Origin of the sequence: Kocuria sp. APC 4018, from assembly GCF_030407675.1 — a bacterium.
Classification (GTDB): domain Bacteria; phylum Actinomycetota; class Actinomycetes; order Actinomycetales; family Micrococcaceae; genus Kocuria; species Kocuria rhizophila.
In genome coordinates, this window is record NZ_JASDCY010000009.1 from 45,229 (window position 1) to 61,002 (window position 15,774).

The following is a 15,774-nucleotide window of genomic DNA, read 5'->3' on the forward strand; positions in this document are numbered from 1 at the left end:
ATGGCTATTGGATCCAAGGATCTGAACATGGACAACCTCGCGGCTCTTGACACCGGTGCCCTCACCGACCAGCTGCGCAAGTCCAAGGAAGAGCTGTTCAACCTGCGCTTCCAGGCTGCAACCGGTCAGCTCGAGAGCAACTCGCGTCTGAAGTCCGTCAAGCGCGACATCGCGCGGATCTACACCGTGCTGCGTGAGCGCGAGCTCGGTATCCGCGAGGACGTGGCGCCGGCCGCAGCGAAGACCGAGAAAAAGGCCTCGAAGAAGGCTGCCAAGTCTGAGGATGATGCCAAGTGAGCGAGCAGGTCAACAACGAGACGGCTACGGCCGAGCGCGGTGACCGCAAGTCCCGCCAGGGCTACGTGGTCTCCGACAAGATGGACAAGACCGTGGTGGTCCAGGTCGAGGACCGCGTCAAGCACGCGCTCTACGGCAAGGTGCTGCGCAAGTCCAAGCGTGTGAAGGCGCACGACGAGCAGAACTCCTGCGGCGTCGGCGACCTCGTGCGCATCGTCGAGACGCGTCCGCTGTCCGCCAACAAGAACTGGCGGATCGTGGAGATCATCGAGAAGGCCAAGTAGGGCTTTCCCGCCGGGTCTCGATGGCAGGCCCCCGTCCGGTGTTCCGGGCGGGGGCCTGCTGCGTGTCTGCGCCCGGGCGATTGGAGATCGACGTCCCGACGCGGTAGAGTAGGCCGGTACGCGTGTCGACACACGTGTGCCCTCTGGCTTCGACCCTGCTGAGCCAGAATCCACAGCCGACCTCGTGCCCACGCGGCACGTCCACGGGTCGGCGGCAAGTCCCGCGGTTCGCCGCGGAAGGCGACCCACCCGCTCGGTGGGCACGCTGCGAGAACTTGCCCGTTGATTCTGCGCTCAGTCATGAATCCGGGCAGGGCAGCAGGACGATTTCCCTCGTCCACACGTGCGAGATCACAGCGTGCAAACTTTGCGCAGCGCCCCGGGCCCCTCCTACGGCCTCGGGGGAGACCGTGGCGTGAAGCGTTCACACGACCACCGTTCCGCAAGGCTCGACATTCAGCAGGTTTGGATGAGAACCGGCGCGACGACAGGAGTATTCAGTGATTCAGCAGGAATCGCGGCTGCGGGTTGCCGACAACACGGGTGCGAAGGAAATTCTCACCATCCGTGTGCTCGGTGGATCCGGACGCCGTTACGCAGGCATTGGTGACGTCATCGTCGCCACCGTCAAGGACGCCATCCCCGGCGGCAACGTCAAGAAGGGCGACGTGGTCAAGGCGGTTGTGGTCCGTACTAAGAAGCAGAGGCGCCGTCCCGACGGTTCCTACATCCGTTTCGACGAGAACGCCGCAGTGATCTTGAAGAACGACGGGGACCCCCGCGGCACGCGCATCTTCGGCCCGGTGGGCCGTGAGCTGCGCGACAAGAAGTTCATGAAGATCGTCTCGCTGGCTCCGGAGGTGCTCTGACATGGCTAAATTCAAGATCAAGACCGGCGACCTCGTGCAGGTCATCACCGGCAAGAACAAGGGCGAGCAGGGCAAGGTCCTGCGCGTGATCACCGAGACCTCCCGCGTGGTGGTCGAAGGCGTGAACGTCGTGACCAAGCACAAGCGCGCCAACGCCCAGGGCGAAGCCGGCGGCCTCGTCAAGTCCGAGGCTCCGATCCACATCTCCAACGTGATGCTCGTGGACCCGGAGACCGGCAAGCCGACCCGTGTGGGCTACCGCACCGAGACCGTGGAGCGCGACGGCAAGCAGAAGACCGTCCGCGTTCGCGTGTCCAAGAGCACCGGCAAGGATCTGTGATGAGCGAAACGACCGAAACCAAGTTCACCCCCCGGTTCAAGACCAAGTACCAGGAGACCGTTGCTCCGGCTCTGCAGGAGCAGTTCGGCTACGCGAACGTCATGGAGATGCCGCGCGTGGTCAAGGTCGTGGTCAACATGGGTCTGGGCGAGGCGGCCAAGGACTCCAAGCTGGTGGACAACGCCATCAAGGACCTCACCGCCATCACCGGCCAGAAGCCCGTGATCAACCGAGCCAAGAAGTCCATCGCGCAGTTCAAGCTGCGTGAGGGCATGCCGATCGGCGCGCACGTCACCATGCGCGGCGACCGCATGTGGGAGTTCCTGGACCGCCTGGTCACCCTGGCGCTGCCCCGTATCCGTGACTTCCGTGGTCTGTCCGACCGCCACTTCGACGGCAACGGCAACTACACGTTCGGCCTGACCGAGCAGTCCATGTTCCACGAGATCGACCAGGACAAGATCGATCGCGTGCGCGGCATGGACATCACCGTGGTCACCACCGCCAAGACCGACGACGAAGGCCGTGCCCTGCTCAAGGCGCTCGGCTTCCCGTTCAAGACCAACTGATTCCATCGACGTCAAAAGGTCCCTGCGGGCTGCAACCGGCAGGGAAACCGTGACGAGGAAGGGCTGAAGCCCACATGACAATGACAGATCCCGTCGCAGACATGCTGACGCGTCTGCGCAACGCGAACTCCGCCTACCACGACACCGTGAGCATGCCGTACTCGAAGCTGAAGGCCCGCATCGCGGAGATCCTGAAGGCCGAGGGCTACATCGCGGACTGGTCCGAGGAGCCGGCCCGGGTCGGCAAGACCCTGACCATGTCGCTGAAGTACGGCTCCAACCGTGAGCGCTCCATCGCTGGTGTCCGCCGCATCTCCAAGCCGGGCCTTCGCGTGTACGCGAAGTCCACCAACCTCCCCAAGGTGTTCGGTGGCCTCGGCATCGCGATCCTCTCCACGTCCTCCGGGCTGCTCACTGACAAGCAGGCCGGCAAGAAGGGCGTGGGCGGGGAAGTCCTCGCGTACGTCTGGTAACCGGTAGCACAGAAGAAGAAAGGAAGAAGACATGTCACGTATTGGACGTCTCCCGATCTCTGTGCCCGCCGGTGTGGAGGTTTCCGTGGACGGTTCCGCAGTGTCGGTCAAGGGCCCCAAGGGCACGCTGACCCACACCGTCGCGGCACCCATCACGGTGGTCGTCGAGGACGGCACCGTGCAGGTGTCCCGTCCCAACGACGAGCGCGAGTCCCGCTCCTTGCACGGTCTCACGCGTTCCCTGATCGCCAACATGATCCAGGGTGTGTCCGAGGGATACACCAAGCAGCTGGAGATCGTGGGCACGGGTTACCGCGTGCAGGCCAAGGGGGCCAACCTGGAGTTCGCTCTGGGCTACAGCCACCCGGTTCCCTTCAACGCGCCGGACGGCATCACGCTGTCCGTCGAGGGGAACAACAAGGTCACCGTTTCCGGTATCGACAAGCAGCAGGTTGGCCAGGTCGCCGCGAAGATCCGCTCCCTGCGTCTGCCCGACCCCTACAAGGGCAAGGGCGTCCGCTACGCGGGCGAGCAGATCCGCCGCAAGGCCGGAAAGGCTGGTAAGTAATCATGGCTCTCGTAATCAAGGGAAAGTCGAAGGCTGCTCAGCGCGCACGGCGTCACCGCCGCGTCCGCAAGCACATCGCCGGAACCGCGCTGCGCCCCCGCCTGGTGGTCACGCGTTCCACCCGCCACATGGTCGCCCAGGTGATCGACGACGACAAGGGCTTCACCCTGGTCTCCGCGTCCACCATGGAGAACGACCTGCGTGCGTCGTCCGACGACAAGACCGCCAAGGCCAAGCGCATCGGTGAGCTGATCGCCGAGCGTGCCAAGGCTGCGGGGATCGAGACCGTCGTGTTCGACCGCGGCGGCAACAAGTACCACGGCCGTGTGGCCGCGGTGGCCGAGGGTGCCCGTGAAGGAGGTCTGGCGCTGTGAGCGAGCAGAAGAACGAGAAGGAAACTCAGGTGAGCGAAGCCACCAACGGTTCCAACGAGACGGCTGAGGCGAACGCCTCGCAGCGTGGTTCCGACGAGAACCGCGGTGGCCGCGGCGGTCGCAACGACCGCGGTGGGCGCAACGAGCGCGGCTCCCGCAACGACCGTGGCGGCCGTGGTGGCCGCGGCGGCCGTGACGAGGAGAAGGACAAGTTCCTCGAGCGTGTCGTGACCATCAACCGCGTCTCCAAGGTCGTGAAGGGTGGTCGTCGCTTCAGCTTCACCGCTCTCGTGGTCGTCGGCGACGGCAACGGCATGGTCGGTGTGGGCTACGGCAAGGCCAAGGAAGTTCCCGCGGCCATCTCCAAGGGTGTCGAGGAGGCCAAGAAGAACTTCTTCCGGGTTCCCCGCGTGGAGGACCGCACCATCCCGCACCGTGTGCAGGGTGAGGCCGCGGCCGGCGTCGTCATGCTGCGCCCGGCCACCCCGGGTACCGGCGTGATCGCCGGTGGTCCGGTGCGTGCGGTCCTGGAGTGCGCGGGCATCCACGACGTGCTCTCCAAGTCCCTCGGTTCCTCCAACCAGATCAACATCGTGCACGCGACCATCCAGGCGCTGCGTGAGCTCGAGGAGCCCGCGTCCGTGGCGGCCCGCCGTGGCCTGCCCATGGACGAGGTCGTCCCGGCGCCGTTGCTGCGTGACATCCAGAAGGCAGGTGCCTGATGAACGGAAAGCGCATCCAGGCCACCGGCGCGACCCTGCGCGTGAAGCAGGTCCGCTCCGTGGTCGGTCAGAAGCAGAACATGCGCGACACGCTGCGTTCGCTGGGTCTCAAGCGCCCCGGCCAGGTCGTGGAGCGCAAGGCCGATGCGGCCACCGTGGGCATGATCAACACGGTGACCCATCTCGTAGAGGTTGAGGAGGCTTGAGCATGGCTGAGAACACCCAGAACAAGCGCCACGCTCTGAAGGTTCACCACCTGCGTCCGGCTCCCGGATCGCACCAGGCCAAGACCCGTCTTGGCCGCGGTGAGGCCTCCAAGGGCAAGACGGCGGGCCGCGGTACCAAGGGCACCAAGGCGCGCTACCAGGTCAAGGCCGGTTTCGCGGGCGGGCAGCTGCCGCTGCACATGCGTCTGCCGAAGCTGCGCGGGTTCAAGAACCCGTTCCGCGTGGAGTACCAGGTCGTGAACCTGGACCGTCTCGCGGAGCTGTTCCCCGAGGGTGGCACCGTCACCGTCGCGGACCTCGTGTCCAAGGGTGCAGTGCGCAAGAACCAGCCGGTGAAGGTGCTGGGCAGCGGGGAGATCTCCGTGGCCCTGAACATCACCGCGGACAAGTTCTCGGCCTCCGCGGCCGAGAAGATTGCCGCGGCTGGCGGTTCCACGCAGAACGCGTGAGAAGTTTCCAGCATTCGGTTGTAGGGTGAATCCCTGAACTGGAAGCGGGCCCCGTGCCGGATCACCGGCACGGGGCCCGCTGTTTTTGCCGGGATGTGCGGACGCGGGCCGGGAGGGTCGCGGCACATCCTTCGCTAGACTTGCCCGGGGTCGGAACCCACCGGGCCACCACGTTTTGGAGGAGGACCAGTGCTCAGTGCTTTCGCGCGGGCGTTCACCACGCCGGAGCTGCGCAACAAGCTGCTGTTCACGCTCGCGATCATCGTGATCTACCGGTTGGGGACCTTCATCCCCGCGCCGGGCGTGGACTACGGCAACGTGCAGCAGTGTCTCGCCATGGGAAACACCACGGGCGGGGCGTACGACCTGGTCAACCTGTTCAGCGGAGGTGCGCTGCTCCAGCTGTCGATCTTCGCCCTGGGCGTGATGCCCTACATCACGGCGAGCATCATCGTGCAGCTGCTGCGCGTGGTGATCCCGCGCTTCCAGGAGCTCCACGACGAGGGCGCGCAGGGGCAGACCAAGCTGACCCAGTACACTCGGTACCTCACGATCGGGCTGGCCGCACTGAACGCCACCACGGTGGTGTCCCTGGCCCGTTCCGGAAGCCTGCTGGGCAACTGCCCCCTGCCGGTGATTCCCGACGACTCCATCATGGTCATCATCATCATGATCATCACCATGACGGCGGGCACCACCGTGATCATGTGGCTGGGCGAGCGCATCACGGACCGCGGCGTGGGCAACGGCATGTCGCTGCTGATCTTCACCTCCATCGCGGCCACCTTCCCCTCGGCTCTCGGCGACATCCTCAAGTCCCGCGGCTGGGGAGTGTTCCTGGGTGTGTGCGCGATCGGCCTCGTGGTGATCACGTGCGTGGTCTTCGTGGAGCAGTCGCAGCGGCGGATCCCCGTGCAGTACGCCAAGCGCATGGTGGGCCGGCGGACGATCGGCGGCACGAGCACCTACATCCCGCTCAAGGTCAACATGGCTGGCGTGATCCCCATCATCTTCGCCTCCTCCATGCTCACGCTGCCCACGATGCTCGCGCAGTTCGCCATGCCGGACGACGGCAGCCCCGCCCCCGGGTGGGTGGACTGGATCAACACGTACCTGGCCGGCGGTGACCACCCGGTCTACATGGTCACGTACTTCCTGCTGATCGTGGCGTTCACGTACTTCTACGTGTCCATCACGTTCAACCCGGAGGAGGTCTCCAACAACATGAAGCGCTACGGAGGCTTCATCCCCGGGATCCGTGCGGGTCGCCCCACGGAGAACTACCTGCGCTACGTGCTCACGCGCATCACGCTTCCCGGCGCGCTGTACCTGGGCATCCTGTCGATGATCCCGCTGATCGCCCTGGTGCTTTTCGACGCCAACCAGAACTTCCCGTTCGGCGGCCCCTCCCTGCTGATCGTGGTGGGCGTGGGCCTGGACACCGTCAAGCAGATCGACGCGCAGCTGCAGCAGCGCCACTACGAGGGGCTCCTGCGCACCTGAGCCGGTCGTTGACAGACCGGGGCCGCGTGTTGGCGGGCCGTTAGACTGGAGTCCACGTTCACGACGACGCAAGGAGAGAACATGACCCGCATGTTGATCATCGGACCGCCCGGTGCAGGCAAGGGCACTCAGGCCGCCCGGATCTGCGATCGGCTGGGCGTTCCCGCCATCTCCACCGGGGACATCTTCCGTGCGAACATCAAGGACCAGACGGAGCTGGGCCGTGAGGCGCAGCGCTACACGGACGCGGGCAACCTGGTGCCGGACTCCGTGACTAACGACATGGTGCGGGACCGGTTGTCCCAGCCGGACACCGCAGAGGGGTTCCTGCTGGACGGCTACCCCCGCAACACGGCACAGGTCGAGGAGCTGGACAGGATCCTCGAGGCCAGCCAGGTGTCCCTCGACGTGGTGCTCCTGCTCACGGCGGACAACGACGAGCTCGTGTCCCGCCTGCTGGGCCGGGCTCAGGAGCAGGGACGCACCGACGACACCGAGGACGTCATCCGGCACCGGCTGGACGTCTACGACGAGCAGACCGCTCCTGTGGTGGGCGTCTACGAGGACCGCGGCATCGTGGTCCGCGTGGACGGCCTGGGCAGCATCGACGAGGTCACCGAGCGCATCATGGCGGCGCTGCCCCGCTGACCCTGCGGAGCGGCGTCGTGCACCGCGCGGGTGTCGCGGCGCGGTCCATGACAACAGATTCACCATTTCCGGGCCCCCGAGGCGGTGCGCGAGCACCGGATCGGGGGCCCGTCCGCCCACCGCACCGGGACACCGGGGCCGGTGCCATCGACAACACACGGGAGGAGCCGAGCACCGTGTTCGGACGCCGCAGGATCCAGTTGAAGTCCGACGCCGAGCTGGCGGCCATGTCACGCGCGGGCGTGGTGACGTCCCTCGCGCTCGACGCCGCCGTGGCGGCCGCCGTGCCCGGGGCCACCACCGCTGACCTGGACACGGCCTTCCGCGCCGTCCTGGACGAGCACGGGGCGAGCTCCAACTTCCTGGGCTACCACGGGTATCCCGCCACGGTGTGCACGTCCGTGAACGACGAGGTGGTTCACGGGATACCGGGGGAGCGGGTGCTGCGGGACGGGGACATCGTCTCGATCGACGGCGGCGCCGTGGTCGCGGGCTGGCACGGTGACTCCGCGCGCACGGTCCTGGTGGGCACCACGCACGATCCGGCGGACCAGCAGCTCTCCGACGTCACCCGGGCCGCCATGTGGCGGGGCATCGCCGCGATGGCCACGGGCACGCACGTGGGGGACATCGGCCTTGCCGTGGAGAACCACGTGCGGGCCACGGTGGGGGCCCGGCTGGGCATCCTCGAGGACTACGTGGGCCACGGCATCGGCACGGAGATGCACATGGCACCGGACGTCCCCAACTTCGCGATCAAACACCGGGGGCCACGCCTGACCACCGGGATGGCACTGGCGATCGAGCCGATGCTGGTGCGCGGGGACATCGAGACCCGCGTGCTGGACGACGACTGGACGGTGGTGACCGTGGACGGTTCCCGAGCGAGCCAGTGGGAGCACAGCGTGTGCCTGCACAGCCAGGGGCTCTGGGTGCTGACCGCAGAGGACGGCGGAGCAGCGGAGCTCGCACCCCTGGGAGTCCAGCCGGTGCCCATCCCCGGCACCTGAGACCGGCAACCACCACGACCCTGGGACACTCGCAGGGAGAGGACAGCAATGACCACGCAACCCGTTGAGATCACCCCGCGGCCGGAAGCCGGCCAGCTCGTGTTCAAGCCCGCCCGTCGCGGCAAGCCCCCGCTGCACATCGCGGACTTCGACATGGCCGGGCGCAAGGCGTTCCTGCAGGACGCTGGCTACCCCGCCTTCCGGGCCTCCCAGCTGTCCAAGCACTACTTCGAGAGGTTCGAGGCGGACCCCGAAGCCATGACGGACCTGCCGGCGGACCAGCGCGAGGATCTGGTGGCCAAGGCCATGCCCCCGCTGCTGCGGACCGTGCGGCAGCTGCGCGCGGACGAGGGCATGACGGTCAAGTCCGTCCACCGCCTGTTCGACAACGCCATGGTCGAGTCCGTGCTGATGCGCTACGACAAGCGGGTCACCATGTGCATCTCCTCCCAGGCGGGCTGCGGCATGAACTGTCCGTTCTGCGCCACGGGCCAGTCCGGCCTCACCCGCAACCTCTCCGCCGCGGAGATCGTGGACCAAGTGGTCCAGGGCGTCCGGGCGCTGCGGGACGGCGCCGTGGGGGACCCCGAGGAGGCGCCCCAGCGGGTCTCGAACATCGTGTTCATGGGCATGGGGGAGGCCCTCGCGAACTACAAGGCCACCATGGGGGCGGTGCACCGCATCATCGACCCCTCGCCGGACGGGCTGGGCATCTCGGCACGCGGTCTCACCATGTCCACGGTGGGGCTGGTTCCCGGGATCCGGAAGTTCACGCTCGAGAAGCTGCCCATCACGCTCGCGCTGTCCCTCCACGCCCCGGACGACGAGCTGCGTGACGAGCTCATCCCGATCAACACCCGCTGGAAGGTGGACGAGGCCCTCGACTCCGCCCGGGACTACTACGACGCCACGGGCCGGCGCGTGTCGATCGAGTACGCCCTGATCCGCGACATCAACGACCAGGGCTGGCGCGCCGATCTGCTGGGGGAGAAGCTCAACAAGCGCGGAGGCGGCTGGGTGCACGTGAACCCCATTCCGCTCAATCCCACGCCGGGCTCCAAGTGGACCGCGTCCCGTCCGGGCGTGGAACAGAACTTCGTGGAACGCCTGCGTGCCCACGGCATCCCCACCACGGTGCGGGACACCCGCGGCTCGGACATCGACGGCGCGTGCGGGCAGCTGGCCACGGACGTCTGACGGCGACGGCACCGTCCCGCCGTCGCTTGCGCAAACGAGCAGAACCGCGTAGTGTCGTCGGTTGGTTGTTTGTGCTCGCAGATCGAGTCATGCCCGGAATCCACCCCCTCGTTGCCACGTGCGGCGCGGGGTTGTTCGTCTGGGGAGCTGGAAGCGGGCACCGCCGTCCGGATAGACACCCGGACCCCTCGAGAAGTTAGCGGAGGATATGGCCAAGAAAGACGGAGTCATCGAGATCGAAGGCACTGTGGTCGAGGCACTGCCCAATGCGTCGTTCCGTGTGGAGCTGACCAACGGGCACAAGGTGCTCGCCCACATCTCTGGCAAGATGCGCCAGCACTACATCCGGATCCTCCCCGAGGACCGCGTGGTGGTGGAGCTCAGCCCCTACGACCTCTCCCGAGGCCGGATCGTCTACCGCTACAAGTAGCATCCAGGCCCCGTGCTGGCGCAGACAGCGTCTGCACGGCAGGGGTCGGAGTGCACACGCCATTACTAGTACGCGAAGGAATGCGATGAAGGTCCAACCGAGCGTCAAGCAGATCTGCGACAAGTGCAAGGTGATCCGCCGCAACGGGCGGGTCATGGTGATCTGCGAGAACCCCCGGCACAAGCAGCGCCAGGGCTGACGGGAACGCTCCCGCCCACGCAAGTGGATTGACAAGAACGGACACCGCAGCCGCCGCCCCAGGGCGCGGCAACCCCCGGCACGGAGGCCGGAGACTGATCGGAGCACGATCGGGACGCGGTGTTCAAGACCTCCGGAACATCAAGGAGAACCGCCACTATGGCTCGTCTCGCAGGCGTCGATCTTCCCCGTGAAAAGCGGCTGGAAGTTGCGCTGACCTACATCTACGGCGTGGGCCGCACCCGCGCACTCGAAACCCTGGAAGCCACGGGCATCTCCGGGGACGTGCGCGTCAAGGATCTCACCGATCCGCAGCTCGTGGAGCTGCGTGACTACATCGAAGGCAACTACAAGGTCGAAGGCGATCTTCGCCGTGAGGTGGCCGCCGACATCCGCCGCAAGGTCGAGATCGGCAGCTACCAGGGCCTGCGTCACCGTCGGGGTCTGCCCGTCCACGGCCAGCGCACCAAGACCAACGCACGCACCCGCAAGGGTCCCAAGCGCACGGTCGCCGGTAAGAAGAAGTAATCGCGGCCGCCGCCCAGTGGGCGGCTGACCGACGTCGAAGATCTTTGTAGGAGAATCCATGGCCCAGAAAACTCGCGCGACGGCCGCTCGCAAGCCGCGTCGCAAGGTGAACAAGAATGTGACCCAAGGTCAGGCTCACATCAAGTCCACGTTCAACAACACCATCGTGTCCATCACCGACCCCTCGGGTGCGGTCCTGTCGTGGGCCTCTGCCGGCGGCATGGGCTTCAAGGGCTCGCGCAAGTCCACTCCGTTCGCCGCGCAGCAGGCCGCCGAGGCCGCAGCCAAGGGCGCCCAGGAGCACGGCATGCGCAAGGTGGATGTGTTCGTCAAGGGACCGGGCTCGGGGCGCGAGACCGCGATCCGCGCTCTGCAGGCCACCGGGCTGGAGGTCGGCTCCATCCAGGACGTGACCCCGTCCGCGCACAACGGCTGCCGTCCCCCCAAGCGCCGCCGCGTCTGACTCGTGTCGCGTGGTCACCGGGCTCCCAGGAGCCCGGTGACCACGCATCGACGCGGTGACCTCGCCTGCTCACCGCGGCATCCACCCATTTTGTTTTCCACCACCTGCGTGCGTCATATGGCGGAGGCACGCTGAAAGGAAACATCAGTGCTCATCGCACAGCGCCCCACCCTCACGGAAGAGGCTGTGGCCGAGAACCGCTCCCGGTTCGTGATCGAACCCCTCGAGCCGGGTTTCGGGTACACCCTCGGCAACTCCCTGCGCCGCACGCTCCTGTCCTCCATCCCCGGGGCCTCCGTGACCAGCATCCGCATCGACGGCGTGCTGCACGAGTTCTCCACCGTGGAGGGCGTCAAGGAGGACGTCACCGAGCTCATCCTGAACATCAAGAAGCTCTCGCTGTCCTCCGAGGAGGACGAGCCCGTCACCGCGTGGCTCCGCAAGCAGGGCCCGGGTGAGGTCACCGCGGCTGACATCTCGGCTCCGGCCGGTGTCGAGGTGCACAACCCCGAGCTGCACATCGCGACCCTGAACTCGAAGGGCCAGCTCGAGATCGAGCTGACCATCGAGCGCGGCCGCGGCTACGTCTCGGCGTCCCAGAACAAGTCCGGTGACGCGGAGGTCGGTCGGATCCCCGTGGATTCGATCTACTCTCCCGTGCTCAAGGTGACCTTCCGCGTGGAGGCCACCCGTGTGGAGCAGCGCACCGACTTCGACAAGCTCATCCTCGACGTGGAGACCAAGGAGGCCATCTCCCCGCGCGACGCGGTGGCTTCGGCCGGCACCACGCTGGTGGAGCTGTTCGGGCTGGCCCGCGAGCTGAACTCCGCGGCGGAAGGCATCGAGATCGGTCCTTCGCCCACGGACGCGGCCGCTGCCGCTGACATGGCGCTGCCCATCGAGGACCTCGAGCTGTCGGTCCGGTCCTACAACTGCCTCAAGCGCGAGGGCATCCACAGCGTGGGTGAGCTCGTGGGCCGTTCCGAGGCCGATCTGATGGACATCCGCAACTTCGGTGCCAAGTCCATCGACGAGGTCAAGGACAAGCTCGGCGAGCTCGGTCTGGCCCTGAAGGACTCCCCTCCGGGCTACGACCTCGCCGCCCACGCGGCGTCGCTCGAGGACGAGGACGACAATAACAACCCGTTCGACGTCGATCTCGACTGACGCCCACACCACTTTCCGTGCCCCGCGGGCGATGAGTTGCCCGCGCGGGACCGATCACCAGGAGATCTACTATGCCTACCCCTACCAAGGGACCCCGTCTCGGCGCCGGGCCGACCCACGAGCGCATGATCCTCTCGAACATGTCCCAGCAGCTGTTCGAGCACAAGCGGATCACCACCACCGTGACCAAGGCCAAGCGCCTGCGTCCGGTGGCGGAGCGGCTCATCACCTTCGCCAAGCGCGGTGACCTGGCCTCCCGCCGTCGGGTCATGCGTCAGCTGACCGACAAGTCCGTGGTCCACGAGCTGTTCACCAGCATCGCGCCGGCCATGGGGGGTCGCGACGGCGGCTACACCCGCATCACCAAGATCGGCAACCGCAAGGGCGACAACGCCCCCATGGCCGTCATCGAGCTCGTGATGGAGCCCGTGGCCTCCAAGGCGACCGTGTCCGAGGCCGAGCGCGCCACGGCCAAGGCCGCCCCGGCTCCCGCCGCTCCCGTGGACACCCCCGCCGGTTCCACCACCGCGGACGTCCAGGAGAAGGAGATCCCGGCCGACGAGCAGGCTCCCGCCGTGGGCTCGGAGGAGGCCGCTGAGGTCGCCGCCGAGAACTCGGACGCCGAGTTCCCGGGTTCGCACGCTCCGCTCGAGTCCGGTGAGGCCCCCGAGGGCTTCTCGGTCAAGGGCAACCGCAACTCCATGAAGTACCACGTGCCCGGTTCGCGCTGGTACTCCGGCACCACTGCGGAGATCTGGTTCGACTCCCCGGCCAACGCCGAGGCCGCCGGCTTCCAGCCCGCGGGCGGCGCCGCCGCGCAGAAGATCTCCGAGTAGTCTCGAAGAACTCCGTCCGGTCGGACACGACCACGCCGCCGCAGGTTGCCTGCGGCGGCGTTGTCGTGTCCGGGGCGAGAAAGGCAGGAACGTGGGGCAGGAGCAGATCAGACTGCGGATCGACCTGGCGTACGACGGCGCGCCGTTCAGGGGGTGGGCGCGGCAGCCGGGTCTGCCAAGCGTGCAGGCGGCCCTGGAGGACGCGCTCTCCCTGATCTTCCGTGAGCCGTGCTCCACCGTGGTGGCCGGACGCACCGACACGGGGGTGCACGCTCGGCACCAGACCGTGCATGTGGATGTGCCCCGGCAGCGCTGGGAGCAGCAGAGCAGGCGGCGTGACGTGGCACGCGGCGTCGTGCCCGGCACCGTGACCACGCAGCGTTGCGCTGGGGGCACGGAGGCAGGCATGCCCGTGCCGGAGCTGACGCGGCGTCTGAACGGGGCGCTGAACAGGGTGCTCGGCAAGGACCGGGCCGCTGCGGGATGGGCGCCCGCCGTGGGTGCCGTGGTGGTCAGGGACGTCTCCGTGGCCGAGGTGGGCTTCGACGCACGCTTCTCCGCGCTGTCCCGCGGCTATCTCTACCGCGTGGCCGACGCCGTGACGGGCCGCGACCCGCTGGCGCGCACGTACTCCTGGTGGGTGGACGAGAGGCTCGACGTGGCCGCCATGGACCGGGCGGTGCGAGACCTCCTGGGTCTGCACGACTTCCTGAGCTTCTGCAAGCCTCGCGAGGGTGCGACCACGGTGCGCGAGCTGCAGCGGGCGTCCGTCACGCGCGGGGCGGACGGCATGATCACGGCGGCGCTCACCGCCGATGCCTTCTGCCACCACATGGTGCGCTCGATCGTGGGCGCGGTGGTGCGCGTGGGGCAGGGGCGGCACGACGCCGCGTGGCCCGCTCAGCGGCTCGAGGCACGGGTCCGGGACGCCGCCGTGGCGATGGCCCCGGCCCACGGCCTGGTCCTGGACGCGGTGCACTATCCCGACGCGCAGGAACTCGCCGAGCGTGCGCGCGTGACCCGAGCCCGGCGAGACGACGACTGACGGCCGGGGAGCGCACGGGTGCTCCCCGGGGCAGTCCTGGCCGTGAGTGGCGGGCGGAGCGGGGATCCGGTATCATCGAACGCTGTTGTGCGTGTTCTGCCCCGGTTCACGTGTACCCGCAGCGGTCGCTCATGTTGCAGAGCGCAGGGCCGTGCGGTGCACCGGGTTGCGGACGCACGGATGCCGCCCGGATCTCACCCGGGCCCCGAAGCACAGCAGAACCGATCGACACGAGTAATCGTGTCTTCACCAGACAAACGAAGGCAGATCAACGTGCGTACGTACACTCCGAAGCCCGGTGACGTCCAGCGTCAGTGGCACGTCATCGACGCCACCGACGTCGTCCTGGGTCGTCTTGCCAGCCAGACCGCAACACTGCTGCGCGGGAAGCACAAGCCGACCTTCGCTCCCCACGTGGACACCGGCGATTTCGTCATCATCATCAACGCGGAGAAGGTGGCCCTCACCGGCTCCAAGCTCCAGAAGAAGCGCGCCTACCGCCACTCCGGCTACCCGGGCGGACTCAAGTCCACCAGCTACGCCGAGCTGCTCGAGAAGAACCCCACGCGCGCCGTGGAGAAGGCCGTCAAGGGGATGCTGCCCAAGAACAAGCTGGCAGCCCAGCAGCTGTCCAAGCTCAAGGTCTACGCCGGTGCCGAGCACCCGCACCAGGCGCAGCAGCCCAAGCCCTACGAATTCACGCAGGTCGCCCAGTAATTCGGGCCAACGAAGAACACATAAGGAGAATCGTGGCTCAGAACACTGAAGAGCAGATCACCGAGGACGTGGAGCTGACCAGCTACACCTCCGAGTCCACCGAGTCCGTGGCCGGTGGCGCCGCCATGTCGGAGCGCCCCGCCCTGACCGTTCCCGGCCAGGCCGTGGGCCGCCGCAAGCAGGCCGTTGCCCGCGTGCGCCTCATCCCCGGCTCCGGCAAGTGGACCGTCAACGGCCGCAGCCTGGAGGAGTACTTCCCCAACAAGCTGCACCAGCAGGAGGTGAACGATCCGTTCACCCTCCTCGAGCTGCAGGGCGGCTACGACGTCATCGCCCGCATCTCCGGCGGCGGCCCCTCCGGCCAGGCCGGTGCACTGCGCCTGGGCGTGGCTCGCGCGCTCAACGAGATCGACGCCGAGCACAACCGTCCCGCCCTCAAGAAGGCAGGCTTCCTGACCCGTGACGCCCGCGTCATCGAGCGCAAGAAGGCCGGCCTCAAGAAGGCGCGCAAGGCTCCGCAGTACTCCAAGCGCTAAACGACGCCACCCAGGCCTCGGCCGGGTTTCGTCTCGCAGGGTCCCGTTCCTCGGTTTCGGCCGAGGCCCGGGGCCCTGCGTCGTTTGGCGCTTGGCTCCCCTCGCGCTGTGCGAGGCCGTCCAGGCCTCGGCCGGGTTTCGTCTTGCAGGGTCCCGTTCTTCGGTTTTGGCCGAGGCCTGGGGCCCTGCGTCGTTTGGCGCTTGGCTCCCCTCGCGCTGTGCGAGGCCGTCCAGGCCTCGGCCGGGTTTCGTCTCGCGGGGTCCCGTTCCTCGGTTTCGGCCGAGGCCCGGGGCCCTGCGTTTTTGCGTCCTGGGCTGCGTGGC

At 67.3% G+C, this 15,774-nt stretch carries 24 protein-coding genes; all 24 read left to right on the forward strand.

What is annotated here, in order from left to right; translation table 11 throughout:
- Positions 1–297 carry a 50S ribosomal protein L29 gene (rpmC, locus tag QL985_RS03105; protein ID WP_019309643.1) on the forward strand — a complete coding sequence of 99 codons (297 nt, stop codon included), beginning with the start codon at positions 1–3 and terminating at the stop codon, positions 295–297.
- Positions 294–581, forward strand: coding sequence for a 30S ribosomal protein S17 (gene rpsQ / locus QL985_RS03110; protein WP_019309642.1), 288 nt, complete (start codon positions 294–296; stop codon positions 579–581). The genes rpmC and rpsQ overlap by 4 nt, the downstream gene beginning before the upstream one ends.
- Positions 582–1,081: 500 nt before the next feature.
- Positions 1,082–1,450 (forward strand): 50S ribosomal protein L14, encoded by a 369-nt coding sequence (gene rplN, locus QL985_RS03115; protein WP_012397698.1) that lies wholly within the window; start codon positions 1,082–1,084, stop codon positions 1,448–1,450.
- A 1-nt stretch (position 1,451) separates the two neighbouring features.
- A complete protein-coding gene (gene rplX / locus QL985_RS03120; RefSeq protein ID WP_019309641.1) occupies positions 1,452–1,790 on the forward strand; it encodes a 50S ribosomal protein L24 in 339 nt (112 codons plus the stop codon).
- Complete coding sequence (rplE, locus tag QL985_RS03125; RefSeq protein ID WP_019309640.1) at positions 1,790–2,359, forward strand: 50S ribosomal protein L5; 570 nt, start codon at positions 1,790–1,792, stop codon at positions 2,357–2,359. The genes rplX and rplE overlap by 1 nt, the downstream gene beginning before the upstream one ends.
- A 74-nt stretch (positions 2,360–2,433) precedes the next feature.
- Positions 2,434–2,832, forward strand: a complete 399-nt coding sequence (rpsH, locus tag QL985_RS03130; RefSeq protein WP_059281412.1) for a 30S ribosomal protein S8 — start codon at positions 2,434–2,436, stop codon at positions 2,830–2,832.
- Positions 2,833–2,863: 31 nt separating this feature from the next.
- Complete coding sequence (gene rplF, locus QL985_RS03135) at positions 2,864–3,400, forward strand: 50S ribosomal protein L6 (RefSeq protein WP_019309638.1); 537 nt, start codon at positions 2,864–2,866, stop codon at positions 3,398–3,400.
- 2 nt (positions 3,401–3,402) lie between these two features.
- Positions 3,403–3,774, forward strand: coding sequence for a 50S ribosomal protein L18 (rplR, locus tag QL985_RS03140; protein WP_012397703.1), 372 nt, complete (start codon positions 3,403–3,405; stop codon positions 3,772–3,774).
- The gene (rpsE, locus tag QL985_RS03145; RefSeq protein WP_019309637.1) at positions 3,771–4,496 is read left to right on the forward strand and encodes a 30S ribosomal protein S5; all 726 of its coding nucleotides are present in this window, start codon (positions 3,771–3,773) and stop codon (positions 4,494–4,496) included. The genes rplR and rpsE overlap by 4 nt, the downstream gene beginning before the upstream one ends.
- Positions 4,496–4,702 carry a 50S ribosomal protein L30 gene (rpmD, locus tag QL985_RS03150; RefSeq protein WP_012397705.1) on the forward strand — a complete coding sequence of 69 codons (207 nt, stop codon included), beginning with the start codon at positions 4,496–4,498 and terminating at the stop codon, positions 4,700–4,702. Before rpsE ends, rpmD begins: the two co-directional genes overlap by 1 nt.
- Before the next feature lie 2 nt (positions 4,703–4,704).
- Positions 4,705–5,172 (forward strand): 50S ribosomal protein L15, encoded by a 468-nt coding sequence (gene rplO / locus QL985_RS03155; protein ID WP_019309636.1) that lies wholly within the window; start codon positions 4,705–4,707, stop codon positions 5,170–5,172.
- 189 nt (positions 5,173–5,361) lie between these two features.
- On the forward strand, positions 5,362–6,675 hold the full coding sequence (gene secY, locus QL985_RS03160; protein ID WP_059281413.1) for a preprotein translocase subunit SecY: 1,314 nt from the start codon (positions 5,362–5,364) through the stop codon (positions 6,673–6,675).
- Positions 6,676–6,756: 81 nt separating this feature from the next.
- Positions 6,757–7,323 carry an adenylate kinase gene (locus tag QL985_RS03165; protein WP_059281414.1) on the forward strand — a complete coding sequence of 189 codons (567 nt, stop codon included), beginning with the start codon at positions 6,757–6,759 and terminating at the stop codon, positions 7,321–7,323.
- A gap of 176 nt (positions 7,324–7,499) precedes the next feature.
- Positions 7,500–8,333: a type I methionyl aminopeptidase gene (map, locus tag QL985_RS03170; protein WP_257744161.1), complete on the forward strand. Its 834-nt coding sequence runs from the start codon at positions 7,500–7,502 to the stop codon at positions 8,331–8,333.
- A gap of 48 nt (positions 8,334–8,381) precedes the next feature.
- The gene (gene rlmN, locus QL985_RS03175) at positions 8,382–9,530 is read left to right on the forward strand and encodes a 23S rRNA (adenine(2503)-C(2))-methyltransferase RlmN (RefSeq protein ID WP_257744163.1); all 1,149 of its coding nucleotides are present in this window, start codon (positions 8,382–8,384) and stop codon (positions 9,528–9,530) included.
- Positions 9,531–9,738: 208 nt separating this feature from the next.
- Positions 9,739–9,960, forward strand: coding sequence for a translation initiation factor IF-1 (infA, locus tag QL985_RS03180; protein WP_012397711.1), 222 nt, complete (start codon positions 9,739–9,741; stop codon positions 9,958–9,960).
- A gap of 85 nt (positions 9,961–10,045) precedes the next feature.
- Positions 10,046–10,159: a 50S ribosomal protein L36 gene (gene rpmJ / locus QL985_RS03185; RefSeq protein ID WP_012397712.1), complete on the forward strand. Its 114-nt coding sequence runs from the start codon at positions 10,046–10,048 to the stop codon at positions 10,157–10,159.
- A gap of 158 nt (positions 10,160–10,317) precedes the next feature.
- Positions 10,318–10,686, forward strand: coding sequence for a 30S ribosomal protein S13 (gene rpsM / locus QL985_RS03190; protein WP_012397713.1), 369 nt, complete (start codon positions 10,318–10,320; stop codon positions 10,684–10,686).
- A 58-nt stretch (positions 10,687–10,744) separates the two neighbouring features.
- On the forward strand, positions 10,745–11,149 hold the full coding sequence (gene rpsK / locus QL985_RS03195) for a 30S ribosomal protein S11 (RefSeq protein WP_012397714.1): 405 nt from the start codon (positions 10,745–10,747) through the stop codon (positions 11,147–11,149).
- A gap of 147 nt (positions 11,150–11,296) precedes the next feature.
- Positions 11,297–12,316: a DNA-directed RNA polymerase subunit alpha gene (locus tag QL985_RS03200; protein WP_019309631.1), complete on the forward strand. Its 1,020-nt coding sequence runs from the start codon at positions 11,297–11,299 to the stop codon at positions 12,314–12,316.
- 71 nt (positions 12,317–12,387) lie between these two features.
- Positions 12,388–13,152 carry a 50S ribosomal protein L17 gene (rplQ, locus tag QL985_RS03205; RefSeq protein WP_257744164.1) on the forward strand — a complete coding sequence of 255 codons (765 nt, stop codon included), beginning with the start codon at positions 12,388–12,390 and terminating at the stop codon, positions 13,150–13,152.
- 91 nt (positions 13,153–13,243) lie between these two features.
- A complete protein-coding gene (locus QL985_RS03210; protein WP_290147584.1) occupies positions 13,244–14,197 on the forward strand; it encodes a tRNA pseudouridine synthase A in 954 nt (317 codons plus the stop codon).
- Positions 14,198–14,470: 273 nt separating this feature from the next.
- A complete protein-coding gene (rplM, locus tag QL985_RS03215) occupies positions 14,471–14,914 on the forward strand; it encodes a 50S ribosomal protein L13 (protein ID WP_019309628.1) in 444 nt (147 codons plus the stop codon).
- A gap of 32 nt (positions 14,915–14,946) precedes the next feature.
- Positions 14,947–15,450, forward strand: a complete 504-nt coding sequence (gene rpsI, locus QL985_RS03220) for a 30S ribosomal protein S9 (protein ID WP_019309627.1) — start codon at positions 14,947–14,949, stop codon at positions 15,448–15,450.
- The last annotated feature ends 324 nt before the right edge of the window (positions 15,451–15,774 follow it).